The organism is Rhodococcus sp. NPDC057014, assembly GCF_042673295.1.
Classification (GTDB): Bacteria; Actinomycetota; Actinomycetes; order Mycobacteriales; family Mycobacteriaceae; genus Rhodococcus_F.
Window position 1 is genome coordinate 1 of sequence record NZ_JBHUSF010000011.1, and the last position, 24,307, is coordinate 24,307.

A 24,307-nucleotide genomic window follows, 5' to 3' on the forward strand; every position below is an offset into this window, starting at 1 on the left:
GGGGTTTTGCGAGCCCTGGTCAGGGACCAGCCCAGGCGCAGCAGCGCATCCGAGATCAGGCCACCGCTGATGCCGCCGACGAAACCGCAGATCGCGGGGAGGACGGCGATGAATCCCGCCTCGAGGATGCTCATGCCTCGTTCCTGGACGAGGTAGACCGGGAACCAGGTGAGGAAGAACCAGGTGATGGTGGTGATGAAGAACTGACCGACGAACACGCCGAGCGTCATCCGGTTCGTCAGCAGGAGTTTCATGTAGCGAAGCTGATCGGATCCGGCCTGCTGTTTCTGGCCCGGTTGGTCCATGTCGACCAGCGCGCCACCGGCTTCGATGTACTCGAACTCGGGCTTCTTCAGGCGCGGGTGCCTGCGGGGGCTGTAGACGACCTTCGTCCAGATCAATCCGAGGGCGATGCCGATGCCACCGATGACGGTGAAGACGTGCTCCCAGCCCAGCGCGGTGACGAGCCACCCCATGATCGGGGCGAAGACGACGGTCGAGAAATACTGGGCGGAGTTGAAGATCGAGGCAGCGGTCCCGCGCTCCTTGGCCGGGAACCAGGCGGAGACGATCTTGGAATTGCCGGGGAAGGCAGGGGATTCGGTGAGCCCGACAAGGAAGCGGAGGCCGACCAGCAGACCTACCGCCGTGCCCATGCTGAAGCTGCCGAGGAAGCCTTGCAGGACGGTGAAGGTCGACCAGGTCACGATCGCCCAGCCGTACACCTTCTTCGCGCCGTAGCGGTCGAGAAGCCAGCCGCCCGGAATCTGCCCGATCAGGTACGCCCACCCGAAGGCGGAGAAGATGTACCCGAGGGTGACCGAGCTGATACCGAATTCGTCCTGGATCGAGTCGCCGGCAATCGAGATGGTCGCGCGGTCCGCGTAGTTGATCACGGTCACCGCGAAGATCATCGCCAGGATCGTGTATCGGACCTTGCCGATCTTCAAGGTCGAGGCGATGGTCGACTCGTCGACCGAGCGACTGAGGGTCATGACTGAGGGCTCCTTCGGAGGGGCGTGAAGAATGGTGCCGGCGAATGGACCGTGTCGTGAGTCACATGCGCGAATGAACCGAATGTACAGACGCCGACGTATGCGCGTCCAAGCCCGAAATCGCATCAAGTCATCCAAGTTAGGTATCAGACTCGGCGCCCAGTGGAGCCTGGTCAGCGGGCGTCCCGGCAACTAGCTTCGAGAGCAGGCGCGCCAGGGCCGGATTCTCGTTGTCGATCCGCCACACCAGGTCCAACTCGACCTGGGCGGGACGCGGGGTGGTCAACGGCCGGTATGTGACACCGTCGAAGTGCATCTTGCTCGCCGATTCCGGCACGAGGGCGAGACCCCAGCCGAGATTGACCAGGGCGAGCATGCTGTGGAACTGGTGCATGTACTGGACGACGACGGGGGCAACCGAGGCCTCGTGGAACACCGACGACAGCAGTTCGAAGAAGTACCGCGACTCGATGGGCGTGTACATCACTATCTCGACCCCGTGCAGGTCGGTGACGTCGATCGGCCTGGTCAGGTCGGCCAACTCGTGCCCGACGGGAATGGCGACGACGAGCGGTTCACGCAGCAGCGGGTGCGAGGCCAGGTCGGGCCGCGTCACCGGTGGACGGACCAGCCCCAGGTCCAGCGAGCCCTCCGACAGCGCCTCGAGCTGATCCATGGTCACCAACTCCCGCAGTTCGACCTCGACGTCTTCGATGGTCGCCTGGGCGGAAGTCAGCACGGTCTCGAGGCCCGAGTAGACGCTGCCGCCCGTGAATCCGACCCGGAGAATGCCCGTCCGGCCCTGGGACGTCTTGCGCACCGACAGCGCGACACGTTCGGACTGCTGCAGCAGTCTGCGGGCATCGGCCAGGAACGCCTTGCCTGCCGGAGTGAGTTTGACCGCCCGGCTCGAGCGGTCGAAGAGCAGGACATCGAGGTCCTTCTCGAGGAGCTGGATCTGCCGGCTCAGCGGTGGCTGTGTCATGCGCAGCCGATTCGCGGCCCGCCCGAAGTGCATTTCCTCGGCGACGGCCACGAATTGCGTCAGCTGATTGAGAGAAAACATCCGATACCTTTCCTGTATCAAATGATTCTTAAGAAGTGTTGGACTTGAATAGTACCTAGTTCCTAGCCTTGTGGATCAGTGCACACGAAGCGCACGATTGTCGATGAGGAGACCCAAACGCCATGACCACCGCCTCGCCCCAGGAGATCGCCCGCAAGCTCGGCTCCGGTCTGTTGTCGTTCCCGGTCACGCACCTACGCGAAGACGGGTCGTTCGACGAGGCGGCCTACCGCGAGAACATCGCCTGGCTCAGTCAGTTCGACGCCTCCGGGTTGTTCGCCGCCGGTGGCACCGGCGAGTTCTTCTCCCTCACCCCGGCCGAGGTCGAGCAGGTCGTCACCGCCGCGGTCCGGGAAGCCCCCGAAGGCCTGCCGGTGATCGCCCCCGCCGGCTACGGCACCGCGACCGCGGTCGAGATGGCCCGGTCCGCCGAACGCGCAGGCGCGCACGGAATCCTGCTGCTTCCCCCGTATCTCACCGAGGCCAGCCAGGACGGTTTGGTCGCGCACGTCAAACAGGTCTGCGCCGCCACCGATCTCGGTGTCACCATCTACTCCCGCGCCAACGCCGTCTACACCGAGGCGGCTGTCGCCGAACTCGTCGACAGCTGCCCGAACCTGGTGGGGTTCAAGGACGGGGTCGGCAACATCGAGCAGATGACCCGCATCTACGCGGGTATCGGGGACCGCCTCACGTACGTCGGCGGGTTGCCGACCGCGGAGATGTTCGCTCTGCCGTATCTGGCGCTCGGTGTGACGACGTATTCGTCGGCGATCTACAACTTCGTCCCGCAGTTCGCACTCGACTTCTACAACGCCCTCCGCAGCGGAGACAACGCGTTCGTCGTCAACGCCCTCAACGAGTTCGTGATCCCGTACTGCAACCTGCGCAACCGCAAGGCCGGGTACGCGGTCAGCATCATCAAGGCCGGCATGAAGGTCATCGGCCGGCCCGCCGGCCCCGTCCGCAGCCCGCTCACCGACCTCGATGACGTCGAACTCGCCGAACTCGCCGACCTGATCAAGAAGGTGAGCTGATCGTGACCGCTTCGCACACAATCGAACTCACCGGAGTCTCTCTCATCGGCGCGGACGACATTCCCGGCACCCGGTCCCCGTTCCAGGCCACCGACCCGGCCACGGGCGCCGCACTCGAGCCGATCTACCACGAGGCCGACGAGGCGGCTGTCGCGAGGGCCGCCGAACTTGCCTGGGAGGCCTTCGGCAGCTACCGGCACACCAGCTTCGAGCAGCGAGCCGCGTTCCTCGACACGATCGCGGCCGAACTCGACGACCTGGGTTCGGTGCTGATCGACCGGGTCCATGCCGAAACCGGTATCCCTTCTGCGCGGGTTCAGGGTGAACTCGCCCGCACCACCGGCCAGCTTCGGTTGTTCGCTGCGGTGGTCCGGGAGGGCAGCTGGACCGGCGCCCGACTCGACACCCCGAACCCCGACCGCACGCCGCTGCCGAAGCCGGACCTGCGTCAGCGCAAGGTGCCACTCGGCCCGGTCGCCGTGTTCGCCGCCAGCAACTTCCCGCTCGCATTCTCGGTCGCCGGCGGCGACACCGCCTCCGCACTCGCCGCCGGGGCACCGGTGATCGTGAAGGCGCACTCGGCGCATCCCGGCACCTCCGAACTGGTCGGGCGGGCGATCCGCAACGCGGTCCGTGCTCACAACCTGCCCGAGGGCACCTTCTCCCTCGTGTTCGGCTCGGGTCAGACCATCGGCATTGCGCTCGTCACCGACCCGCGCATCCGTGCAGTGGGATTCACCGGCTCCCAGCAGGCCGGGATCGCCCTCACCGCAGCCGCGGCGGCGCGCCCGGTGCCCATCCCGGTGTACGCCGAGATGTCGAGCATCAACCCGGTCTTCGTCTTGCCCGGTGCCCTCGCCGACCGGGCCGAAGAACTCGGCTCGAGTTTCATCGCGTCGATGACGACCGGTGTCGGTCAGCTCTGCACCAGCCCCGGCCTCGTCTTCCTGGTCGATGCTCCCGGCGCTGACCGGTTCGTCCGGGCGGCTTCCGACGCTGTGCGGGCCGCCACGCCGGCGCCGATGCTCTATCCCGGCATCGCGACGTCGTTCGCCGACGGCGCCCGCCGACTGACGGCGAACGAGAACATCGACACCGTGGCTGTTGCCGACACCGCTCCCGCTCAGGCCGGGTGCTCCGGGGTGCCGCAACTGTTCGTCACGACCGGCGAGCAATTCCTCGACGACCATCAGCTCCAGGACGAGGTCTTCGGCCCGGCTTCGGTGATCGTCCGAGTCGCGGACGTGGCACAACTGACGGCGATCATCGACCGCCTGGAGGGGCAGCTGACCGCCACGATTCAGGCCGCCCCGACCGATCACGCGCACGCGCGCGTCCTGGTCGACCGGCTCGAACTCATCGCCGGCCGGGTGCTGTTCAACGGGTGGCCCACCGGTGTCGAGGTCGGCCACGCCATCGTGCACGGCGGGCCGTTCCCCGCCACCACCGCGCCGTCGACGACCTCCGTCGGCAGCCGTGCCATCGAACGTTTCCTGCGCCCGGTCGCCTACCAGAACGTTCCTGAGGAACTCCTCGCCGACGAACTGCGCACCGGCAATCCACTCGGCATCTGGCGGCGCATCGACGGCGCCGTGACGCAGAGCTGACCGAACGCTCACCACCCCGGCAACGACGCCACCCTGAAGGAGAATGACCGATGTCCACCAATTCCCTCGCGAGCCGCCCGACCAGCGCGCTGGCAGCACCCGACGCCGCGATCAAGGCACTGGCGGCCGGTGCGGCCACGCTCGACCGCATCGAGTCGGTGAAGCTGTCCTCGATCACCCTTCCCTTGAAGAACCCCATCAGCGACGCCAAGGTGCTCACGGGCCGGCAGAAGCCGATGACCGAGGTCGCGTTCCTGTTCGCCGAGATCCGCACCGAGCAGGGCCACGAGGGCATCGGATTCAGCTACTCCAAACGAGCCGGCGGCCCCGCCCAGTTCGCCCACGCGCAGGAGATCGCGCCGGTCCTGATCGGTGAGGACCCCAACGACATCGCCAAGATCTGGACCAAACTGGTCTGGGCCGGAGCGTCCGTCGGTCGCAGCGGCGTCGCCACCCAGGCCATCGCCGCCGTCGACATCGCACTGTGGGACCTCAAGGCCAAACGCGCCGGTCTGCCGATCGCCAAACTGCTCGGCTCCCATCGTGATTCGGTGCAGACCTACAACACGTCCGGCGGTTTCCTCCATACTCCGATCGAGCAGGTCCTCGAGAACGCGTCGGCCTCGCTGGCCAGCGGCATCGGCGGCATCAAGATCAAGGTCGGCCAGCCCGACTGGAAACAGGACATCGCCCGCCTGGAGAAGGTCCGCGAACACCTCGGCGACGAGGTCCCGCTGATGGTGGACGCGAACCAGCAGTGGGACCGCCCCACCGCGATGCGGATGGGTCGAATCTTCGACAAGTTCAACCTGATCTGGATCGAGGAACCCCTCGACGCCTACGACGCCGAAGGCCATGCGCACCTCGCACGCAGCCTCGACACGTCCATCGCCACCGGTGAGATGCTCGCCAGCGTCGGCGAGCACGTGCGCCTGATCGAGGCCGGTGCGGTCGACATCATCCAGCCCGATGCACCGCGTATCGGTGGCATCACCCAGTTCCTGAAGCTGGCCACCCTCGCCGAGCAGAAGCACTTGCAGCTCGCGCCGCACTTCGCGATGGAGATCCACCTGCACCTCGCCGCGGTCTACCCCTACGAGCCCTGGGTCGAGCACTTCGACTGGCTCGATCCGCTGTTCAACGAACACCTCGAAATCCGGGACGGCCGCATGCACCTGTCCGACCGTCCAGGCCTCGGCTTCACCCTCAGCGACCAGGCTCGGGCCTGGACCGTGGGATCAGCCGAGTTCGGCAAGTAAGCACAGACCCGCCGGGCGGCGAAGTGAACCGTCTTCCCTCGCCGTCCGGCGTCGCACCGGATCAACCCCCGGCACGTCGCGGCTGCCGGCGACGGCTGCGGGCAATCGGGATGGTGTCGGGGAGCCGGGGGTGCATGGGTGGGTAGATGAGCGTGAGTACCGCGGCGAGGGTGAAGTAGCTGCGTAGCACGCGGAAGCAGAGGTAGGCGGGGATGTACTTGACCGAACTGGGTTGCCAGATCAGGCAGACGATCACGGTCATGATCATGGACATGCCCAGCAGTGTGGCGACGATCGGCTGCCAGCGCATGGAGGTGAACGTCGAGTGGAACGCGAATCCGGCGATCGCAGCGTAGATGAGCAGCGGCGCGAGCATGGCGCGGCGGGCGGCGTTGACCAGGTTGAAGGGTAGGACGAAGGTGCCGATCATGGTGCGCCGGTCCAGCAGGATCGCCCGATTGCGGGCGGCGAGGTGGTAGATGCTGCGGAACCATCGAGTGCGTTGCTCGCGCAGATGCGCGTAGGAGGCGGGTGTTTCGCTGTAGTACACGGCCTGGTAGTCGGCGACGTTGTGGTACCCGGCGGCCGCGAGTCGCATGCAGATGTCGGTGTCCTCGCCGTTCATCCCCTGCACCATGCCACCGACGCGCAGCACCGGTTTGCGGCGATAGACGGCGAACATGCCGGGGATGCCCATCACGCCTTGGTAGCCGTCCAGGGAAACTTGGAAGAAGCCGTGCCGCATGTAGACCTCGACGAGACGGCACTTGTCGATCCACGTCTCGTGCCTGGCGGGCATCGGGATTCCGCCGACGCAGCCGACATTCGGGTTCGCGAAGTGTCGCATCGCGGTATCCAAGCATCCGGGGCCGATCATGGTGTCGGCATCGATGCGGACGACGAATTCCTCCCTGATGTGTTCGAGCCCCATATTCAGGGCGTGGGCCTTACCCGGGGTGGGGCACTCGAGGACCTCTCCGGTGATGTGGGTGCAGTCGGCGATGGCCGATTCGGCGACGTGGTGGGTTGTGTCGGTGGAGGCGTTGTCGACGACGTAGAGGTGGATGCGATCGGGGTAGGTTTCTGCGCCGGTGTCGACGGAGGCGATGGTGTCGGCGATGCTGTGTGCTTCGTTGTGTGCCGGCACGAGGATGGCGAGGGGCGCGGTGAATTGGTGGCGGCGTGACTTGTTCAGGGCCCGGACCCCCAGCACGGCGGTGGAGGCGGCCAGGATCTGCTGCATGAGGAACACACCGGCGCCGAGGCCGCCGAGGATCGCCCAGTCCTTCAAGACATCGACGACGTGGCCGAAGGCGTGCAGCGCGATGACCGCACCCGCACTTGCGAGCACCAGGCAACCGGCCAGCGCGAAGAAGGCGGCAGGGGGGATGCGGGGGGCGAGGGGAAGCGGACCCTGCGGGGGAAGCTGCGCTTGCCGAAGGACGGTGTGCGGGAATATCGCCAGTGCGAGGAGCCCGGAGATCATTTGCACGCCGAACACGGAGATCGAGATGATGCCGGCGTTGTGGAGCGCCCACGCCACGGTGTCGACCACCACGCAGAACGCGAGGAACTTGCCCAGCAGCGACAGCGCGAGGTAGAGGCGGCGCCACAGGTTCGAGTACGCCCGCAGCGCATAGGTGAGGAAGAAGATCACCAGGAACATCCGGAGCGGGAACTGGACGTCACCGCGGCCCTCGGACAGGAGGACCAGGTCCTTCGGCGCGTCCAGCACATCGGAGTGCGCGAGAAACATCCGCCCGCACATCGCCAGGATGGAGATCCCCACGAACGTGATGAGGAACCCGTTGGTGCCGCTGGCGGGCCGGTCGACGGCGTAATCGGCCGGCGCGCTGTCCACCGACCGGAAGTGGTCGGCGATCGCTTCGGGCTCGTGCACGGGTTCGTGCGCGGGGTGTGCGACATCGGTCATCTCGGCAGGTCCTGGCGCAGCGGTGCACTCGGGGCGACGGTGCCGTCACCGTTGACGGCGAAGCTGCCTTGAGGTGTCACCACCAGCGCGTTCTCCCGACCGAAATCCGGAAGTTGCGTCGTTCCGATGGTGCCGACGTACTGGATCGTCAGTCCGGGGGCGCCGCTGGTGCTCGTGACCGTCCCCACCAGTAGCCCGTCGTCGAAAGCAGGAATGTTCAGCACGGACGCCTCCGGCCCGGAGACGATGCGGCCGTCCTGGATTCGGACGAGGGGGTTCACCTCCGGGCTCTGCCCGACGAGGATGAACGGTGCACCTGGCGCCGGTTGGGTATTCCAGCGAAACTCCGGACTGTATTGCGCGGGAGCGAACTTCGTGAGCGTCGGCACGACGGCGTTGAGCTGAGTGATCGGGTCTACATTCCGGGATTGCGGAAGGTAGATGCCGAAGCCGGGGGCCAAGCCGCGTGGCAGGGCCGTGAAGCCGGCGCCGGGATCGGTCCCGAGTTCGAGGGCCGAGCCTGCCTGCAGCTGGATCGGGTAGCTCGTCACGCGCACATCGCAGCCGCCCAGGTCGCGGTCGCGCTGCACCGACAGTGTCAGGGTGTTCTCGAGCAGTGCGTCCTGCGGTGGTAAAGCGATGGTCACCATGCCCGCCGTCGGGTTCAACGCGCGGCTGTCGACGAGGTGCCCGTTGAGGTCGGCGTTCAAGATCCAAGTGAGGTCGGGCGGCGATGCGGGTAGCTGCATGTCGACGCGGACGGACTGCGGCACACGGCCGGCGGGAAGGTCGGCGAGCGAGTAGCCGATGCGCCACCGCCGGGTCTCGGTGATCTGACCGACCGACATGTCCGCACCCAGCGCCTCAAGGGGCACCTGGTCGCCGGTGAACTGGGCGGGTGTCACCGCCCGCGGATCCTGACCGGCCGAATCGGCGGTGGTCACGGTCGGCTCGGTCAAGTAGGTGGAGATCAGGGAGCCTTCGGGTGAGGTGACGCCCACGACGGCGGTGTCGTCGACGGTGCCGACGGCGACACCGTCGCCGGTGTCCTCCGAGGGCGACCAGCCGACCTGGTCGTTCAATGTGGTGGTGGGGCCGACGAGGATCGCGTTGTCGACATCGGACTCGGGGACGGTGTCCGCGAATCGGATCTGGTGGCCCGCCCTGGTCAACGCCATCCCCAGTTGCGCTGCGGTGGTGCGCCACGGGTCGCCCTGATCGGCGAGGACCACGGTGAGTTGACGGTCCCAGGAGACCACGGCGTCGCGGACGGTGTGGATCGGCTCGTCGAGCGCGGCTTCCACGACGGTGGCCGGGTCGAGGTGGATCTGCATCCCTGCCGAATGGTCGGGTGTGCAGGTCTCATCGTGCCTGGTGCCGTTGGCGCGGATCTGAATACGGACCTGCCCGTCGTCGGCGATCTGGTCGGGGACGTCGACGTAGGCATCGATCCCGGTCTCTCCGGTGGGTAACTCGTTCTCGTACACCTGCTGACCGTCCATGCTCACGCTGAGGAAGACGGTGCTGTCGGCTGCGATCTGCGAGGTGCCGGTCAGATGCAGGCGGGTCTCCTCGCGCGCGGAATCTGCCGGAAGCGTCACCAGATAGCTCGTCGACGGGGAATCGTCGGTCAGCCAGACGCCGTCGGCGTGCCCGGACCCGGCCAGGGTCTTCGTGAAATGCCGATCGGCGGGCACGTCCAGGCTCATGTCGTCCGCGTCCTGGGTGAACCACGACGGCTTGGTAACGAGGAACGCCAGCAAGACCACCAGCGCGATCCCGAGCAGCCACCACGCCGAACGTGGCACCGAACGGCCACGCTCTCCGGCGAAATAGTCCGGCTTGTCCGGCCCCGACTGTTCCGACTGTTCCGACGGCTCCGGGGCGGAGTCGCCGGACGCGTCGTCCTCACTCACGCGCTCTGCTCCTCCGCCGCGGACCTACGACTTTCGTTCCAGTACGACCGGCACGGAATGCGGGAGACGTCGATCCGCCCGGCGTAGGTGCGGGCGATGTCGACCTCGGCCGACAGCAAACCCGAGTCGAGTCTGACCGGGGCCAGACCCAGCCCGAGCAACCGGTCGTTGCGTGCCGCGAGCTGGTTCTCGTCGGCCTCCTGCCGGGGGTTGGTCACGCGGTCCACGTCGGCGCCGACCGTTCGCGCGACCAGCTCCGCGAGATCGGACACCCGATGCGTCTCGGTCATCTGATTCATCACTCGGACCTGGTCGCCGACCTGGGCGCCCGACTCCACCGCCAGCCGTATGCAGCGCACGGTGTCGTGGATGTTGATGAAGGCCCGCGTCTGGCCGCCGGTCCCGTGCACGGTCAGTGGATATCCGATGGCCGCCTCCACGAGAAAGCGGTTCAGCACGGTGCCGTAGTCGCCGTCGTAGTCGAACCGATTGACCAGGCGCGGATCACGTTCGGTCTCAACGGTTTGCGTGCCCCACACGATTCCCTGATGAAGGTCGGTCACGCGCACACCGTCGTTGCGCGCGCAGAACTGGAACAGCAACTGATCCAACGACTTCGACAGGTGGTACACACTGCCCGGCTGCGTCGGATACAAGATGTCACGACTGTGCATCTCCCCGTGACGATCCGGGTAACTGACCGTGAGGTACCCCTCCGGCAGATCCACGGGGACCGTTTCGTAGCCGTACACCCCCATGGTCCCCAAATGGACGACGTGGATGTCGATCCCGGACTGGACGACCGCAGTCAGCAGATTGTGAGTGGCGTTGAGATTGTTGTCGATCGTCTGCCGCTTGTGGGAAGGCGACTTCATCGAGTACGGGGCCGACCGCTGTTCGGCGAAATGCACCACCGCATCCGGGCGCACGGCGGTGAGGAGTTCGATCATCGCGTCGTAGTCGTGGGCGACGTCGAAATCCGCGAAAGCGATTCGGCGGCCGGTGACCTCGTGCCACGCCTCGATACGATCGGAGAGCGAACGGATGGGTGTCAGCGACTGCACTCCGAGTTCGTCGTCGGCTCGCCGGCGAACGAAATTGTCGACGATGGTCACCTCGTGCCCGCTCGCCGACAGGTGCAGCGCACTCGGCCATCCGCAGAACCCGTCCCCACCCAGCACCGCTACCCGCATTGCGCCCCTCCTTCGTCTGCACGACATCTCGGCCCGGCAGCGGCGTCCACTGAAGCCGCACGCCGAGCATTCGCCGAGCATCCGCCCAGCATTCGCCCGGCGTCGTTTCCTCCGCATCACCCGTGAGGGGTGATTCGGGAACCGGAGGCTCGTCGGGACTGGTCACGCACCACGGCCCCGGGCACGACCTCGAACGGGCCGTCGATGTCGCACAGGACCGTGCCGTCCGCGGTCCTGGCGGCATTCGGCTACCGATATGCGAGATCCTCATTCAGCGGTCATCCGCGAACCCACGGTGTGGACGACCGACAGGCGGGGATGCCAGGGCACGAGCGCGTCGACGGACTCCTCGAGTGCGCTGATCGGGGGAAGCTCCTCCGGGCCGAGGACGGCGACGGTCGCGGTATGACCCTGCCAGGACACGTCGGTCACCTGGGCCCCCGGCACGTCCTCGAGCCATTGCTGCGCCGCTGTCGCGATCTGCCCGGCCCACAGCGACGCCAGTGAGTTGACCACCATCGGGATTGCCACGGCCACCAAGGCTGCGGCGAGGACCGTGTAGGCCCGGCCCCGACCGCGGCCTCGATTGTTGCCCGCCGTCGTCTCGACCTCGGCCGCATATCCTGCGGCGACGAACACGACACTGGCGGTGATGATCATCGCCAGGACGTTCGACGCGAACAGTACGGCCGCGCCCGCCGCGAGGGCCGGTGCCCCGGAGCCGAGGCAGACCCCGACCACCGCCAGCGGGGGGACCAGGGAAATCGCGATGGCAACGCCGGGCAGTACGTCGCCGACGTCCCGGCGTGCCGCCGCGATGGCGCCGACCAGGCCCGTGGCGAGGGCGGCCGTCAGATCCATCAATGTCGGTGACGTACGCCCGAGCACCTGCGAGTTGGTGAGCACGTCGGTGGTGTTGGGCACCAGTTGGACGATCCCGGCCCCGAGGGCGACGACGAGCACCGCGCCGAGCACCACGACGAGGAGACTTCGCCCGATCAGCGAGGCCCGCCCGGTGGTGATTCCCAACCCGACACCGAGGATCGGCGTCGAGAGCGGCGCGACGATCATGGCACCGATGACCGTCGCGGTGGAGTCCGCGACGACGCCGGACACCGCGATGAGCGCCGACAGGGTCAACATCACCCAGAACGCGGACCGTTTCGCCGCGTGATCACCGGTGAACATGTTGAAACGCTCGTCGAGCTCAGCCGACGTTCGACGTTGCGTATCCGGAACCAACTTCACGGATCCACTCCTGTCCGGAGCCGTCGCCGTGCGACGGCATGGTGCGACCTGCATGCCCGGCCTTCTTCGATACTGGCGGTCACCGACCGTTCGTGGCCTCACCCGATGCGGATGAAGCGGGCGGCGGCGGAATGTCTCGTGCTGACCGAACCGGAGTTTCCCCACCGCCAGGAGGGTGCTGGGCATGACCACGCCGTCGGTGCTGGTGCTGCTGACCTTCGTCGCCGGGGCGGCCGTGATCCTCGCCGGGGTGCTGCGGCTGGGCCGGTACACCCGTTTCTGTCGCATTCGGTCATGACCGGATTCCTGGTCGCCGTCATCGTTCTGGTCCAGGGTGCGGGAGTCGCGGAGGCTGTTCCGAATCCCGACAGCTCACGATCCGAACCCAACCGGAACTTCACCGGTCAGGTTATCGGCAACGTCCCGGCCGCGGTGTTCCGCGGCATGCCGGTCGGAGGCGCGGTGAGCCAGACCGCGCTCAACAGCGCCGCGGGAGCACGAACGCGCTGGTCCGCCATCTGGAGCAGCGGATTCACATCCCGCATCGCCCTCGCCGTGACGTTCGTTTCCACGCTCCTGCTTCCGGTCACCGGGGCCGAGGGGATCGGCGTCTCGTTCTCGCTGGTTCTGCAACTCGATCAGGAAGCGATGGGCCTCAAAGTGGTACGCCTCCGTGTGCTCGCCCGCTCGCAGGCACCGCTCTCGACATTGATCAGATCGACGGCGCAGCAGCGACGGCAGCTGCCTGCGTGATGGTTTCAGACATGGGACGGGCTTCGAACGGCGAAGGGGGAAGAGAGGGGGCGCCGCGTCAGTGGCCGGTGAACGCGGGCCGGCGCTTGTTCACGAACGCGTCGGCGGCCTCGCGGGCATCATCGGAATGGAAGCACTGCACCATCCGGTCCGTCTCGGCGAGCAGATAGTCGCTCAGCGATGTGGTGGAGGTCTGCAGTAGGTTCTGCTTCATCGCACGCAGGGCGAGAGGCGCCGACGCCGCGAGCCGCTGTGCCAGGGACCGGGCTTCGTCGTGGAGCGCCCCGGCGCCGGTCACCGCGGTGACCAAACCGAGATCCAGTGCCGCCTGCGCGGTGAGTTTGCCTGGAGTCAAGAACAATTCACGGGCTCGGGCGCCACCGAGCATCCGGGTGATCAGCCAGACGCCTCCGAGGTCGCCGGACAGCCCTGCATTCAGGAAGGCTGTATTGAAAACTGCTCGCTCGGAGGCAATTCGGAAGTCCGCGGCGGCCGCGAGTGACAATCCTGCTCCGGCGCAGGCTCCGTCGATCGCAGCGATGGTGACCTGCGGTAGGTGATGGAACCGGTGAAGGGTGGCACAGACCTGCCGCAGTCGGGCGGTGTCGGTTACGGTCGAGTCGCCGCGCAAGGTGCGGGAGCCGGCGGGGGCGGCCAGGTCGGCGCCCACACTGAAATCGATGCCCTGCCCGGACAGAATCACCACGCGCACGTCCGGTGAACACGCCAGATCACTGATTGCCGAGCCCAGTTCCTCGAAGACTGTGAAGGACACCGCGTTACGCCGGTCGGCATTGTCGATTACCACAGTTGCCGTGGCGTTCTCGACTGTCACGTGAACACGACCGGTCATGGAGTCCTCCTCGAATGGTGGCGCCTCTCATCCAGCGCGCTTCCCATTGAAGGATGCCGGAATGACTACGTCAAAGTCCGAAAACCACCCGAACCGACTGCAATCGCTTATTGGTCTGCTCTCGGCGTACTCGCGCACCGGCACGATGCTCCGCACGGCGCCGGAACCACCGGGACCGGCACCCCCACTGTCACGTGTGCAGCATTCCGGCGACGGAGACCCCGGCCCCCAGGACGGCTGTGAAGGCCACGACCGACGCGGTGCGCAGCAGCGTGGGCCAGGTGTCGTCGGCCGAGCACGCCCGTGCGGATCCTTTCGGGAAATGGCGGATGCCGAGATAGCCGACGATCGTGCTGTTGACGAAGGCGCCGAGCGCGAGCACCGGTGCGCCCAGGCGGTACGCCGCGAACCCGATCGCCGCGGACGTCGCGAGCACCGACAGGCCGGTGCGCTGCCACGCCAGTGCGGTGCGCTGTGGTTGGAGACCCGGGTCGGGTGTCATCGCGAGTTGACGGTGGTGACGACGGCGAACACCGCCAATCCGACCGAGAGGACGACAAGTCCTCCTGCCAGCCACGCGAGGGGGATCGGTGCGGGGAGGGGCTGCTGCAGTCGCAGGGCTCGCTCGTTGCGCCTCCACGACCACAGGGCGACTGCCGCGAGAATCCCGCCGGTGCCGCACGCGACGATCGCGACCAGATGGACGACCAGGTCGGCCCCGGTCACGCTGGCCAGGGTGGTGAGGGTGACGCCGCCGGCGACCAGTGCCAGGGCGGTGCGAACCCAGGCCAGTGCGGTGCGTTCGTTGGCCAGCGAGAAGCGGACATCCGGTTCCTCGCCCACGGAGTAGACGGCGACCGGACGGCGTTGGGGAAGGTCTACGTCACTGTTCATGAGTGTTCCCTGCAGGTTGGGGTCGGTGTCGATGAAATAATGTTCTGACACCAGATAGTTCTGTAACAGAAGTAGGTTAACGGATGGATGACAGTCGAGCGATTCCGCTCTCCGCCGAAGGGGCCGGGAGCGGGGAGGGATGGGCCCTCACCGAGGTCATCACGCGCTTGCGGAGGGCCTTGCGGTCGAGCGTCCGCGAGGACTTCGCCTGGGAGTCGTTGCCGATGGCGCAGGTCGAGTTCCTCCAGCGACTCTCCTCCGAATCAGGTTTGCGGATCGTCGAATTGGCGCGGAAACACCGAATGGCCACCAACACCGTCAGTGCCCTCGTGCAGCAGATGGTCGAGGCCGGTCTCGTTGTCCGCTCACCCGATCCCCGGGATCGCCGGGCCGTGCAAGTGGAGCTGACCGGCGCCGGCCGCGAACGCCTCGACGCGTGGATGCGGGCGAACGAGCGGCGCATCTCCTCTGCGTTCGAGCGCCTCGATGCGGACCACCGTACTGCGATCGGCGCCGCGTTACCTGCTCTCGCGGCGCTGGCGGAGCTCCTCGACACCGAGGAATCACTGGCACCGGACGGACCGTCACGTGAAGGTGTGCGCCCGTGACCTGAGGGTATAGGCAAATCCGTACGGTCCGACCGCGTTCTGCTGGTTGATCGGTACCGGGCGAACCGATCTGATGAGGGCATGCACCCTGTGGTTCCAGCCACTACCGGTGGTGCCCCTCAATCAGCCGAGATATTCCCGGAGGTCGTCATGGTGACTACGCAGTCCCGCGAACGCGACATCGGTCAGCGCTCCAAGGGAGCCGCCGATCGGCGCGCCTGGGGCATCGTCCTTTTCCTGTTCCTCTTCTTCACCCTGAATTTCGCCGACAAGGCGGCGGTGGGCCTGGCCAGCAAGCCGATTCGTGAGGATCTCGGTATCTCGGCCGGCCAGTACGGGTTGCTCAGCAGTGCTTTCTTCTGGCTCTTCGCGATCGGCGCGGTGACGTTGTCGGCAGTTCTGCGGAAGATCTCGTACACCTGGGGCGCCGCCCTGTTGATGGTGACGTGGATCGTGAGTATGGCCCCGCTGACTATTCCGACCTCGTTCGGGGTTCTCATCGCCTGCCGAATTGCGTTGGGGTTCTTCGAAGGGCCCGCACATGCACTGTGCCAGTCGATTGTCGCCGATCGGTTCGCCCCGGACAAGCGCGCGACGGCCGGCGCCGTCGTCAATGCCGGTTCCTCGGTCGGCCCGCTGATCGCCGCGCCCACGTTGACGTGGGTGATCCTGACGTGGTCGTGGCATGCTGCGTTCGCAGTCCTCGTGGTGACCGGTGTGGTGTGGCTGATCGGCTGGCTCTGGTTCTCGGACCGGTTGCCGTTCCGCAAGCCCGAGCCGAAAACCGGCGGCGGCACGAAGGTCGATGACCCCAACGCCGACATCGTGGTGCCCTTCCACCGCTTGCTGATGCTGCGAAGCTTCTGGGGTCTGGTGTTGCTGTCGTTCGCCGGGTACCTGATTTCTTCGCTGAAGGTGTCCTGGCTGCCCGCCTACATGAACGAAGGGCTCGGATATTCCGCGAGCACGGTGGGAACGCTGGTGACCATCCCGTACGTCGTCGCCGTCGTGGTTCTGTTGAGCGCGGGCATGCTGTCGGGCCGGCTGCTCCGCGCAGGCCGCTCGTCGCGGGTGGCCCGCGGCTACCTCACGGGCGCGTTCCTGCTGTTCGGCGGCCTGTCGATGATCGTCTTCAGCCAACTCGACCCCGGGCCGGTGCAGTTGGTGTTCGTGATCTGCGCGTTCGCGGTCAACAGCGTGGCCTTCTCGGTGGCCTTCGCCGGGGCATCGGATTTCCTCCCCGCGCACCAGCGGGTGGCATTCTTCGGGTGCATCATCGCTGCGTACAGCGTCGCGGGGATCGTCGCGCCGTATGCCCTCGGGCTCATCGTCGAACACGCGGCCACCGCGGCCGCCGGATACTCGGCCGGCTTCATGTTCGTCGGCGGCGTGGTGTGCGTCCTCGGCATCGTCGGTGGCGTGATGCTGAACCCGGAGAAGGCCCGCACCCAACTCGAGCGCATGACGGCCGAGTACGCAGGCAGGGAAGGGCGGTGAGTGTGATGGGTGGACCGCTTTCAGGCATCCGAGTCCTCGACTTCGGCCAGTACATCGCCGGTCCCAGCGCGGCCCAGACCCTCGCGGATCTCGGTGCGGACGTGATCAAGGTCGAGAGCCTGCGCGGCGATCAGGCCCGCGGTATCGGAACGTTCGGTGAGGCGATGGTCCGCGCCTACAACCGTGACAAGCGGAGCATCGGAATCGATCTCGCGCGACCCGAGGCGAAGACGATCCTGGATCGGCTGCTGGCACAGACCGATGTCTTGGTGCAGAACTTCCGGACCGGGTCCGCCGACCGACTCGGCCTCGGACCCGATGAATTGCGCAGCCGGTATCCGCGCCTGATCTACGCCAACGTGACCGGATTCGGATCCCGCGGACCGTCCCGGCACCGGCCCGGCCTCGACATCGCGGCCCAAGCGGAGTTCGGGTTGATGCACGCTACCGGCGAGATCGACGGTGACCCACAGCGTCTCGGCCTTCCCGCCGCGGACGTCACCGCGGCCAATGCCCTCGCGACCGGGATTCTCGCGGCGCTCTACGAGCGGCAGTCGACCGGTCGGGGCGCGCACGTGGAGACCTCGCTGATGGAAGCGGTGCTGTCGATGCAGGCCGCGTCCTGGGGGGAGTACACGCTCACCGGTCGTGCGCCCCGGCGCAAGGGAAACGGCCAGGCGCACGCCGCACCTGCGGCCGATGTCATCCGGGTCACCGATGGAATGATCGTGCTGTCCGCGTACACGGCCGAAAAATGGTCCGCGCTCTGCAATCTCGTCGGCAGACCCGACATGATCGACGACTCGCGGTTCATCGACAATCCCGCGCGGGTATCGCACCGGGCCGAGATGCTGGCCGCCCTCGACGAGGCGCTGGGGGGTATGACCCGGGACGAGGCGGTCGCTCTGTTGCAGTCCGCGCACATCGTGTGCGGCGCGATCCGTTCGTTCGACGACCTCGCCGAGGACGACGACGTCCTCGCCTCCGAGATCCTCGTCGACGTCGCCGATCCCGGCGGGACTTCGTTCACCAGCCCCGGCCTGGCCTTCACGCTCGACGGCCACCGTCGCACCGTCTCCACGTCCGCGCCCGCGGTCGGGTGGGACACCGTCTCGGTACTTCGCGACCTCGATTTTCAGGAAGACGACATCACCGCGCTGATCGACGGTGGCGTCGTCACCGCCTCCCGCGCCACTCTCACCCCGGAAAGGGTTTCCTCATGATCGACCCGGACATCCTCGGCTACGACTTCCCGACCTACCTGAAGACGATCGCCGAGTTCACCGAGAACGAACTCGTCCCCGCCGAGAACGAGATGGTCGAGGCCGGTGAGGTCCCCGCTCGCCTCCTGAACCGAATGGCAGCGCTCGGACTCTTCGGCATCTCGATTCCGCGCGCGTACGGCGGTCTCGAGTGGACGATGGAGCAGCAGGTGCAGCTCACGTTCGAGTTCACGCGCGCGTCCTGCGTCTACCGGTCACGCTTCTCGACGGTGATCGGACTGTGCTCGCAGGCAATCCTCGACCACGGTACCGAGGAACAGCGCCGACGGATGCTGCCTGCCATGGCGGCGGGCGAACTGGTCACCGCGTTCGCGCTCACCGAGGAACATGCCGGATCGGACGCGGCGCACCTGAATACCACGGCCGAGCGTCGCGGCGACGTCTTCGTGTTGAACGGGAGCAAGCGATACATCACCAACGTGGCGTGGGCCGACGCGTTCATCGTCTTCGCCCGCACCGACACGTCGGATCCCGGTGCGGGCGGGGTGTCGGCGCTCATCGTGGACGCGACGTCGCCGGGGGTGCGGACGGCCTTGCCGGCCATCATGAACGGGCACGCGGAAGCGCCGGTGGGGGAGATCTCCTTCGACGGCGTGGAGGTTCCCGCGGAGAATCTGCTCGGAGGGGTCGAGGGCAGGGGCCTGACGATGGCATTGCGCGGCATCAACCATGCACGTCTGCACGTCGCCGCGACCTGTGTCGGGCAGACGACCCGCATGCTCGAGGACACGGTGGCCCATGTCAACGGCCGCAGGCAGTTCGGTGCTCCTCTCGCCGAACTCGGTGCGGTGCAGGCCACGCTGGGTGAGAGCTTCGCGGAACTCGAGGCGGGGCGCGCCCTCACCGTCGACAGCGCACGGTCCTTCGACAGCGGCGAGATCCCGCGCCACCGCATCGCCGCAGCCAAGCTGTACAACTCCGAGATGGCGAGCCGAGTCGCCGACCGCTGCGTCCAACTGCTCGGCGGCGAGGGAATCGTCGGACCGCACGCTGTCCCGCGGATGTGGCGTGACGTGCGAGCCCTGCGCATCTACGAGGGCTCGTCACCGGTGCACCAGCGAAACCTGGCCAAGGCGATGATCCGCCAGGTGGCGGCCGACGGAACGCTGCCGAACTCGTACCGCGTCTGACTCGAGGACGGAGGCACTCGTACCGGCCGCCCGTCGGGGGAATGATGAGGACATGGACATCCGCCAACTCGAGTATTTCCTCGCCGTCGTCGAGCACGGCGGAGTCAACCGGGCGGCCGGACACCTCCATGTGGCGCAGGCGTCGCTGTCGCAAGGCATCCGTCAGCTCGAACGGGAGCTGAAGCTGACCCTGTTCCATCGAACCGGCCGCAATCTCGTCCTCAACCCGGCCGGGCAGCTGCTTGTCGAACCCGCACGCAAGGTGCTCGACGACCTTCTCGCGGCCCAGGACATCATGCGGGGTGCTCGTGAACTCCACGTCGGGTCGATCACCATCGGAACGATGCCCGAGATGTCGAGTGAGGCGGTGGCGGCGTGGAGCGGAACCTTCACCCGGCTCCACCCCGACATCCGCATCGATCTGTCGGAGTACGCGAGTGCCGCGGACCTGTGCGACGAGGTGCTCACCGGTCAGTGCGAGTTGGGATTCACGACCTTCCCCGTGCCGACCGACAATCTCGAAACCGTCCAACTCGGTGTTCAGCGGTTGCTCCTGGTGCGGCCACCGGGAACGCCGGCCGACGGCGAGACTGCGCCGTTCGATCTCGCGCGTCTCGAAACGATCCCACTGGTGACGAGCAGCTCGGCACTGCGGGAAAACGACATTGTCGCAACGATATTGCGGCGCGAATCGGTGGTTCCCCGGATCAGCGCCCGGGTTCCGGACCGGCACGCACAGCTGACGCTGGTCCTCAACGGTTCGGCCAGCGCATTCCTTCCTTTGCGGATGGCCACCGCAGCGCACCGGTTGGGCGCCCACGTATCGGAGACACGGCCGGCGATCCGCACGCCGTTCGGCATCGTTCACCGGCCCGGAGCGCTGAATCCGGCGGCGAAGAGCTTCGTGATACAGAGCCACGCAGACCTGGCGGAGTGGAACAGGCTGATCGCCGAGCATCAAGAATCCGGCGCCTCGCTACTCGAGGCAGCGCTGCTCGCCGACGACGAAATCCACGCCCGAAGGGACAATCGGGAGGTCTGACGGTCTGCCACCTCGTACGAACTGCGATGTGCTGACGGGTGGATGGCGTTGGCGGCGGTTATGCGGGGTTCTCGCCAGTGGGTCGTGACCTCGGCGGTGCGGCCGAATCCATCGTGGTCCCTACATCTCCAGCGGGATGTGATCGGCGGCGGTGCCGTCCGGGTGGAGCAGCTGACCCATGCGTTTGACGGTGCGCAGGGTCACGGTGCGTGCTGTGATGGTCAGGCCGGGAATCCGCTCACCGAAGTGACCCTCGAGCCGGGCGGTCTCCTCCGCCGAGCGTGACCACACCGACACGAGAAGGTTGCAGTTTCCGGTCACCGCTGCGCACAGGCGCACGTCGGGGAGGGCGGAGAGCTCGCGCGCGGCGTCGTCGAGACGATCGGCAGGCACATTCATCCGGTAGGTGGCGAGCAGCCGCCAGCCCGCGAGCTGTTGGGCGAAGTCGCAGCGGAAGAGGATCTCGCCCTGACGGATCATCCGCTGCAATCGGCGTCGCGCGGTCGGCTCGGCGATGCCGGTGACGGCGGCGAGGTCGGCGTAGCTGCGGCGGCCGTCGCCACCGAGTGCCCGGAGCAGGACGAGGTCCGGGCTCGAGGACGCATCCGGGTGCGTCCACGCCGGACGCGGGCCGAGCTGGGCGCGCTGGTCCCGGTCCAGTGCGCGCACGCGCCAACTGCTGCCCTCCCGGTACCCGCGCAGCGACACCCGGGTGTTCACCGACAGCGCCCCGTCGTGTGCGCCGAGGGTGTGACTCAGGAAGTGCGCGAGCGCGGCAGGCCCGCGCGTCACGACGCTGAGGAACAGATCGAAGTCTCCCGCCACCTGCTCGACGCTGAACACCCGCGGATCGGAGACGAGCTGGTCGGTCAGTGGCTCGATCGCGCCGGGACTGCAGCGGACTTCTACGTATGCGACGCAATGGTCGTCCGACGGCGCCGGATATGCGGTGACCCAGGACAGCCCGAGTTCCGTCAGGCGGTGCCAGCGGCGGGCCGCGGTGGTCGCCCCGATGCCCAGCGCGGTGCCGACCTGCGACCAGGGGGCACGTGGACTGGTCTGGAGGGCGTCGATCACGGCCAGGTCCAGCTCGTCGAACGGTGGACGCCCACCCGTCGACGATGCGTCATCGCCGCGCCGGCTGTCGGATTCCGGCGCATCCGACTGTGTGGTGACGGAATCCTGCGTTTTCGTTGTCGCGACCCTCATGGTTCCTAGTCTTCACCCAGTGCGCGGCGGCCGTGTCGGAGGTGCCGAGGCGTCGACTTGGTCTGTCGGTGATTCGCCGACCCTGTCATCCCGGGAGAAACTGTGAAACATCCACCAGAAGCGCACCGCGCCAACGCCGATCGGACCCCATTGGACCGGGCCGCGCGAATCACGGTGACTCTTCTGTTCGCCGCGTGGGTCGTCGACTACATCGATCGCCTCGCGATCAACCTCGCGCTGCCCTCGATCGGTGCCGAGTTCGGTCTCGGCCACACCCAGCAGGGCATGGTCATCTCCGCGTTCTTCCTCTCCTACGCGCTGTGCCAGATCCCCGGCGGGCTGCTCGCCGACCGGTTCGGCTCCCGGCGAGTGGTCTCGTGGTCACTGCTCATCTGGTCCCTGTTCACCGCTCTGACCGGCACCGCCTGGGCGTTCGCCGTGCTGCTGGCGATTCGGTTCCTGTTCGGGGTAGGGCAGGGGGTGTACCCCGCGGCGGCCATGAAGGCGGTCGCCGAGCGCACCGCGCCGGGCCAGCGCATGACCGCGACCGGGTGGGCGCAGAGTTCCAACGCCTTCGGCGCGGTGCTCGCCCCACTCATCGCGGCACCGATCATCGCCCTGTGGGGCTGGCGGATGTCGTTCTTCGCGGTCGCCGGTCTGGGAGTTCTGGTGTGGGCGGCGATTCAACTGTGGCTGCCCACCACGTTGCCGCAGTCCGGCGACACCGAGACCCGACCGGACCAGCCGGGAGGATTGCGGGCCGTGCTCGCCTCGGGCGTCATGTGGCGCTTCACCCTGATGTTCTTCGGATACGGCATCATCGTATGGGGCCTGAATTCCTGGATCCCGTCCTATCTCCAGACCGAGCGCGGCATCTCGCTCACGGGTTCCGGATTGCTGTCCGCGATCCCCGCCCTGGTCGGTGGCGTCGCGATCATTCTCGGCGGCAAGCTCATCGACCGTCTCGGCGGCCGGCATCGGGTGATCGTCGTCCCCGCGATGACGATCTGCGCGGTGAGCATCCTCTTCCTGAACCGGGTGACGTCGCTGACCGAATTCGTCGCGCTCCTGTCGCTGGCCACCGCGTCCGCCACGCTGTGCTACATGCCGATCTTCGCGATACCCATGCGCACCCTGCCTGCCGGTCTGGTCGGCACCGGGTCGGGGATGATCAACTTCGGCGGTCAGGCCGCCGGATTCGTCACCCCGATGGTGATGGGCGCGTTGGTCGATCGCTATTCCTACACCGCCGCGTTCGCCTTCCTCGTCGTCGGCGCCGTTCTCGCGGGCGCGTTCGCGCTGGGAACACCGCAGCGTCCCCACGCTTTCAGTGCAGCCCTTTCGCCCCGCGAGCCACAACGCCCGAACTCACCCAGCCACGACAACGTAAGGACACCACGATGACCGCATTTTCCCGGACCGTCGTTCTGCCTCCCGGTACTCCGGCCCACGCCGGAGTGTCCGAATTGCTCCCCGCGCTCACCGACCTCTACCGCGATCTGCACGCGCACCCCGAATTGTCCATGCAGGAGAACAGGACCGCGGGCATCGCCGCAGCGGTGCTGCGCGCGCAGGGCTGGGACGTCACCGAGGGCGTCGGCCGGACCGGCGTCGTCGGTGTGCTCCACAACGGCAACGGTCCCGTGGTGCTGCTGCGCGCCGACATGGACGGACTGCCGGTCCGTGAGGACACCGGCCTCGACTACGCCTCCACCGACACCGGGATCGACCCCGACGGGGTGACGGTGCCGGTCATGCACGCGTGCGGTCACGACGTGCACGTCACCTGCCTGCTCGGCGCCGCCGCGCTGTACGCCGCGGACCGCTCCCTGTGGCGCGGCACCCTCGTGGTCGTCTTCCAGCCCGGCGAGGAGACCGCGCAGGGCGCCCGGGCGATGGTCGACGACGGTGTCGTCGAGCGTTTCCCCCGGCCGGACGTGTGCCTGGGCCAGCACGTCGGACCGTTCCCTGCCGGCACGATCGTCACCCGCCCCGGAACGTTGATGGCTGCCGCCGACAGTTTCCGGATCCGGCTCTTCGGCCGCGGCGGACACGGTTCGGCGCCGGAGCACACCGTCGATCCCATCGTCATGGGCTCGGCCGTGGTGGGGAGACTCCAGGCGGTCGTGTCGCGTGAGGTGGCCGCCGGTGATTCGGCGGTGATCACCGTGGGCTCGTTCCACAGCGGCCACAAGGAGAACATCATCCCCGACGAAGCGGAACTCAAGGTCAACGTCCGCACGTTCGACCCGCAGGTGCGTGACCGGGTGCTGCCCGCGATCCGCCGCGTCGTCAACGCCGAGGCCGCCGCATCCGGGGCGCCGAAAGACCCGGAGTTCAGCCCGCTCAACGACTTTCCGCTGACGGTCAACGACGAGGCTGCCACCGAGCGGGTCGTCGCGGCACTCGCGGACGCCTTCGGTTCGGACCGGATGCTGCCGATGCCACGTCCACTCGCCGGCAGCGAGGACTTCGGGGTGTTCGCCACCGCCGCCGGATGTCCCTCCGTCTTCTGGCATTTCGGCGGGGCCGACCCCGCGGCGTTCGCCCACCTGGACCTCACCGCCACGGCGTCCCTGGCACTGCCCGAGGGAGTGCCGACCAACCACTCGCCGCAGTTCGCCCCGGTGATCGACCCGACCCTCGAGACCGGCGTCCGGGCACTGCTCGCCGCGGCGGCAGCCTGGAATGCGGCGAGCTGATCCGCGAAGCGCACCTCGCGCCGGCGGGCGTCGCCTATCTCACACTCACGCAAGTTCAACTTTCAACTTTAGTCGTGTGAAA

At 67.2% G+C, this 24,307-nt stretch carries 21 protein-coding genes; 11 read left to right on the forward strand and 10 right to left on the reverse strand.

Annotated features, from left to right (window positions below; translation table 11 throughout):
- A partial coding sequence (locus ACFTZB_RS03820) for an MFS transporter (protein WP_378430167.1) occupies positions 1 to 995 on the reverse strand: 995 nt, incomplete at its 3' end.
- 139 nt (positions 996 to 1,134) lie between these two features.
- Positions 1,135 to 2,061, reverse strand: coding sequence for a LysR substrate-binding domain-containing protein (locus ACFTZB_RS03825; protein ID WP_378430168.1), 927 nt, complete (start codon positions 2,059 to 2,061; stop codon positions 1,135 to 1,137).
- Between the two features lie 122 nt (positions 2,062 to 2,183).
- Between ACFTZB_RS03825 and kdgD the strand changes: the two genes are divergently transcribed.
- The 3 genes from kdgD to ACFTZB_RS03840 are packed head-to-tail and all read left to right on the forward strand — an operon-like array spanning position 2,184 to position 5,964.
- Positions 2,184 to 3,098, forward strand: a complete 915-nt coding sequence (gene kdgD / locus ACFTZB_RS03830; protein WP_378430169.1) for a 5-dehydro-4-deoxyglucarate dehydratase — start codon at positions 2,184 to 2,186, stop codon at positions 3,096 to 3,098.
- A gap of 2 nt (positions 3,099 to 3,100) precedes the next feature.
- Positions 3,101 to 4,705, forward strand: coding sequence for an aldehyde dehydrogenase (NADP(+)) (locus ACFTZB_RS03835; protein ID WP_378430170.1), 1,605 nt, complete (start codon positions 3,101 to 3,103; stop codon positions 4,703 to 4,705).
- 50 nt (positions 4,706 to 4,755) lie between these two features.
- A complete protein-coding gene (locus ACFTZB_RS03840; RefSeq protein ID WP_276137122.1) occupies positions 4,756 to 5,964 on the forward strand; it encodes a mandelate racemase/muconate lactonizing enzyme family protein in 1,209 nt (402 codons plus the stop codon).
- A gap of 61 nt (positions 5,965 to 6,025) precedes the next feature.
- Here the strand turns inward: ACFTZB_RS03840 and ACFTZB_RS03845 are convergent, their stop codons facing one another.
- The 4 genes from ACFTZB_RS03845 to ACFTZB_RS03860 all read right to left on the reverse strand — a co-directional run bounded on the left by ACFTZB_RS03845 (position 6,026) and on the right by ACFTZB_RS03860 (position 12,194).
- Complete coding sequence (locus ACFTZB_RS03845; protein WP_378430171.1) at positions 6,026 to 7,897, reverse strand: glycosyltransferase; 1,872 nt, start codon at positions 7,895 to 7,897, stop codon at positions 6,026 to 6,028.
- Positions 7,894 to 9,813, reverse strand: a complete 1,920-nt coding sequence (locus ACFTZB_RS03850; RefSeq protein ID WP_378430172.1) for a hypothetical protein — start codon at positions 9,811 to 9,813, stop codon at positions 7,894 to 7,896. Before ACFTZB_RS03850 ends, ACFTZB_RS03845 begins: the two co-directional genes overlap by 4 nt.
- Positions 9,810 to 11,006: an NAD-dependent epimerase/dehydratase family protein gene (locus ACFTZB_RS03855; protein WP_378430173.1), complete on the reverse strand. Its 1,197-nt coding sequence runs from the start codon at positions 11,004 to 11,006 to the stop codon at positions 9,810 to 9,812. The genes ACFTZB_RS03850 and ACFTZB_RS03855 overlap by 4 nt, the downstream gene beginning before the upstream one ends.
- Positions 11,007 to 11,273: 267 nt before the next feature.
- Complete coding sequence (locus ACFTZB_RS03860; RefSeq protein WP_378430221.1) at positions 11,274 to 12,194, reverse strand: DUF389 domain-containing protein; 921 nt, start codon at positions 12,192 to 12,194, stop codon at positions 11,274 to 11,276.
- 354 nt (positions 12,195 to 12,548) lie between these two features.
- On the opposite strand from ACFTZB_RS03860, the gene ACFTZB_RS03865 reads away from it, so the two are divergent.
- A complete protein-coding gene (locus ACFTZB_RS03865; RefSeq protein WP_378430174.1) occupies positions 12,549 to 13,007 on the forward strand; it encodes a SulP family inorganic anion transporter in 459 nt (152 codons plus the stop codon).
- 58 nt (positions 13,008 to 13,065) lie between these two features.
- Here the strand turns inward: ACFTZB_RS03865 and ACFTZB_RS03870 are convergent, their stop codons facing one another.
- From ACFTZB_RS03870 to ACFTZB_RS03880, 3 genes are all read right to left on the reverse strand, one after another.
- Positions 13,066 to 13,860, reverse strand: coding sequence for an enoyl-CoA hydratase-related protein (locus ACFTZB_RS03870; protein WP_378430175.1), 795 nt, complete (start codon positions 13,858 to 13,860; stop codon positions 13,066 to 13,068).
- Positions 13,861 to 14,050: 190 nt separating this feature from the next.
- Positions 14,051 to 14,362, reverse strand: coding sequence for a DUF202 domain-containing protein (locus ACFTZB_RS03875; protein WP_378430176.1), 312 nt, complete (start codon positions 14,360 to 14,362; stop codon positions 14,051 to 14,053).
- The gene (locus ACFTZB_RS03880; RefSeq protein ID WP_378430222.1) at positions 14,359 to 14,754 is read right to left on the reverse strand and encodes a YidH family protein; all 396 of its coding nucleotides are present in this window, start codon (positions 14,752 to 14,754) and stop codon (positions 14,359 to 14,361) included. Before ACFTZB_RS03880 ends, ACFTZB_RS03875 begins: the two co-directional genes overlap by 4 nt.
- Before the next feature lie 83 nt (positions 14,755 to 14,837).
- On the opposite strand from ACFTZB_RS03880, the gene ACFTZB_RS03885 reads away from it, so the two are divergent.
- The 5 genes from ACFTZB_RS03885 to ACFTZB_RS03905 all read left to right on the forward strand — a co-directional run bounded on the left by ACFTZB_RS03885 (position 14,838) and on the right by ACFTZB_RS03905 (position 20,314).
- On the forward strand, positions 14,838 to 15,362 hold the full coding sequence (locus ACFTZB_RS03885) for a MarR family winged helix-turn-helix transcriptional regulator (RefSeq protein ID WP_378430177.1): 525 nt from the start codon (positions 14,838 to 14,840) through the stop codon (positions 15,360 to 15,362).
- Positions 15,363 to 15,512: 150 nt separating this feature from the next.
- Entirely contained in the window at positions 15,513 to 16,859 is a 1,347-nt protein-coding gene (locus ACFTZB_RS03890; RefSeq protein ID WP_378430178.1) for an MFS transporter, read from the forward strand.
- A 5-nt stretch (positions 16,860 to 16,864) separates the two neighbouring features.
- Entirely contained in the window at positions 16,865 to 18,082 is a 1,218-nt protein-coding gene (locus ACFTZB_RS03895; RefSeq protein WP_378430223.1) for a CaiB/BaiF CoA transferase family protein, read from the forward strand.
- Positions 18,079 to 19,272, forward strand: a complete 1,194-nt coding sequence (locus ACFTZB_RS03900; RefSeq protein WP_378430179.1) for an acyl-CoA dehydrogenase family protein — start codon at positions 18,079 to 18,081, stop codon at positions 19,270 to 19,272. Before ACFTZB_RS03895 ends, ACFTZB_RS03900 begins: the two co-directional genes overlap by 4 nt.
- A gap of 52 nt (positions 19,273 to 19,324) precedes the next feature.
- A complete protein-coding gene (locus ACFTZB_RS03905; RefSeq protein WP_378430180.1) occupies positions 19,325 to 20,314 on the forward strand; it encodes a LysR family transcriptional regulator in 990 nt (329 codons plus the stop codon).
- A gap of 120 nt (positions 20,315 to 20,434) precedes the next feature.
- On the opposite strand, the gene ACFTZB_RS03910 is transcribed toward ACFTZB_RS03905, so the two are convergent.
- Positions 20,435 to 21,523: an Lrp/AsnC family transcriptional regulator gene (locus ACFTZB_RS03910; protein WP_378430181.1), complete on the reverse strand. Its 1,089-nt coding sequence runs from the start codon at positions 21,521 to 21,523 to the stop codon at positions 20,435 to 20,437.
- Positions 21,524 to 21,625: 102 nt separating this feature from the next.
- On the opposite strand from ACFTZB_RS03910, the gene ACFTZB_RS03915 reads away from it, so the two are divergent.
- Both ACFTZB_RS03915 and ACFTZB_RS03920 read left to right on the forward strand, forming a co-directional pair.
- Positions 21,626 to 22,927 (forward strand): MFS transporter, encoded by a 1,302-nt coding sequence (locus tag ACFTZB_RS03915; RefSeq protein WP_378430182.1) that lies wholly within the window; start codon positions 21,626 to 21,628, stop codon positions 22,925 to 22,927.
- A complete protein-coding gene (locus ACFTZB_RS03920) occupies positions 22,924 to 24,225 on the forward strand; it encodes an amidohydrolase (protein WP_378430183.1) in 1,302 nt (433 codons plus the stop codon). Before ACFTZB_RS03915 ends, ACFTZB_RS03920 begins: the two co-directional genes overlap by 4 nt.
- The last annotated feature ends 82 nt before the right edge of the window (positions 24,226 to 24,307 follow it).

Excerpts from the sequence above, each read along its gene's own strand:
- ACFTZB_RS03825 (WP_378430168.1), bottom strand. The coding sequence starts at position 2,061 with ATGTTTTCTCTCAATCAGCTGACGCAATTCGTGGCCGTCGCCGAGGAA.
- ACFTZB_RS03905 (WP_378430180.1), top strand. The coding sequence starts at position 19,325 with ATGGACATCCGCCAACTCGAGTATTTCCTCGCCGTCGTCGAGCACGGC.
- ACFTZB_RS03865 (WP_378430174.1), top strand. The coding sequence starts at position 12,549 with ATGACCGGATTCCTGGTCGCCGTCATCGTTCTGGTCCAGGGTGCGGGA.
- ACFTZB_RS03860 (WP_378430221.1), bottom strand. The coding sequence starts at position 12,194 with ATGTTCACCGGTGATCACGCGGCGAAACGGTCCGCGTTCTGGGTGATG.
- ACFTZB_RS03885 (WP_378430177.1), top strand. The coding sequence starts at position 14,838 with ATGGATGACAGTCGAGCGATTCCGCTCTCCGCCGAAGGGGCCGGGAGC.
- ACFTZB_RS03855 (WP_378430173.1), bottom strand. The coding sequence starts at position 11,006 with ATGCGGGTAGCGGTGCTGGGTGGGGACGGGTTCTGCGGATGGCCGAGT.
- kdgD (WP_378430169.1), top strand. The coding sequence starts at position 2,184 with ATGACCACCGCCTCGCCCCAGGAGATCGCCCGCAAGCTCGGCTCCGGT.
- ACFTZB_RS03920 (WP_378430183.1), top strand. The coding sequence starts at position 22,924 with ATGACCGCATTTTCCCGGACCGTCGTTCTGCCTCCCGGTACTCCGGCC.
- ACFTZB_RS03910 (WP_378430181.1), bottom strand. The coding sequence starts at position 21,523 with ATGAGGGTCGCGACAACGAAAACGCAGGATTCCGTCACCACACAGTCG.
- ACFTZB_RS03880 (WP_378430222.1), bottom strand. The coding sequence starts at position 14,754 with ATGAACAGTGACGTAGACCTTCCCCAACGCCGTCCGGTCGCCGTCTAC.
- ACFTZB_RS03845 (WP_378430171.1), bottom strand. The coding sequence starts at position 7,897 with ATGACCGATGTCGCACACCCCGCGCACGAACCCGTGCACGAGCCCGAA.
- ACFTZB_RS03875 (WP_378430176.1), bottom strand. The coding sequence starts at position 14,362 with ATGACACCCGACCCGGGTCTCCAACCACAGCGCACCGCACTGGCGTGG.
- ACFTZB_RS03840 (WP_276137122.1), top strand. The coding sequence starts at position 4,756 with ATGTCCACCAATTCCCTCGCGAGCCGCCCGACCAGCGCGCTGGCAGCA.
- ACFTZB_RS03890 (WP_378430178.1), top strand. The coding sequence starts at position 15,513 with ATGGTGACTACGCAGTCCCGCGAACGCGACATCGGTCAGCGCTCCAAG.
- ACFTZB_RS03900 (WP_378430179.1), top strand. The coding sequence starts at position 18,079 with ATGATCGACCCGGACATCCTCGGCTACGACTTCCCGACCTACCTGAAG.
- ACFTZB_RS03870 (WP_378430175.1), bottom strand. The coding sequence starts at position 13,860 with ATGACCGGTCGTGTTCACGTGACAGTCGAGAACGCCACGGCAACTGTG.
- ACFTZB_RS03895 (WP_378430223.1), top strand. The coding sequence starts at position 16,865 with ATGGGTGGACCGCTTTCAGGCATCCGAGTCCTCGACTTCGGCCAGTAC.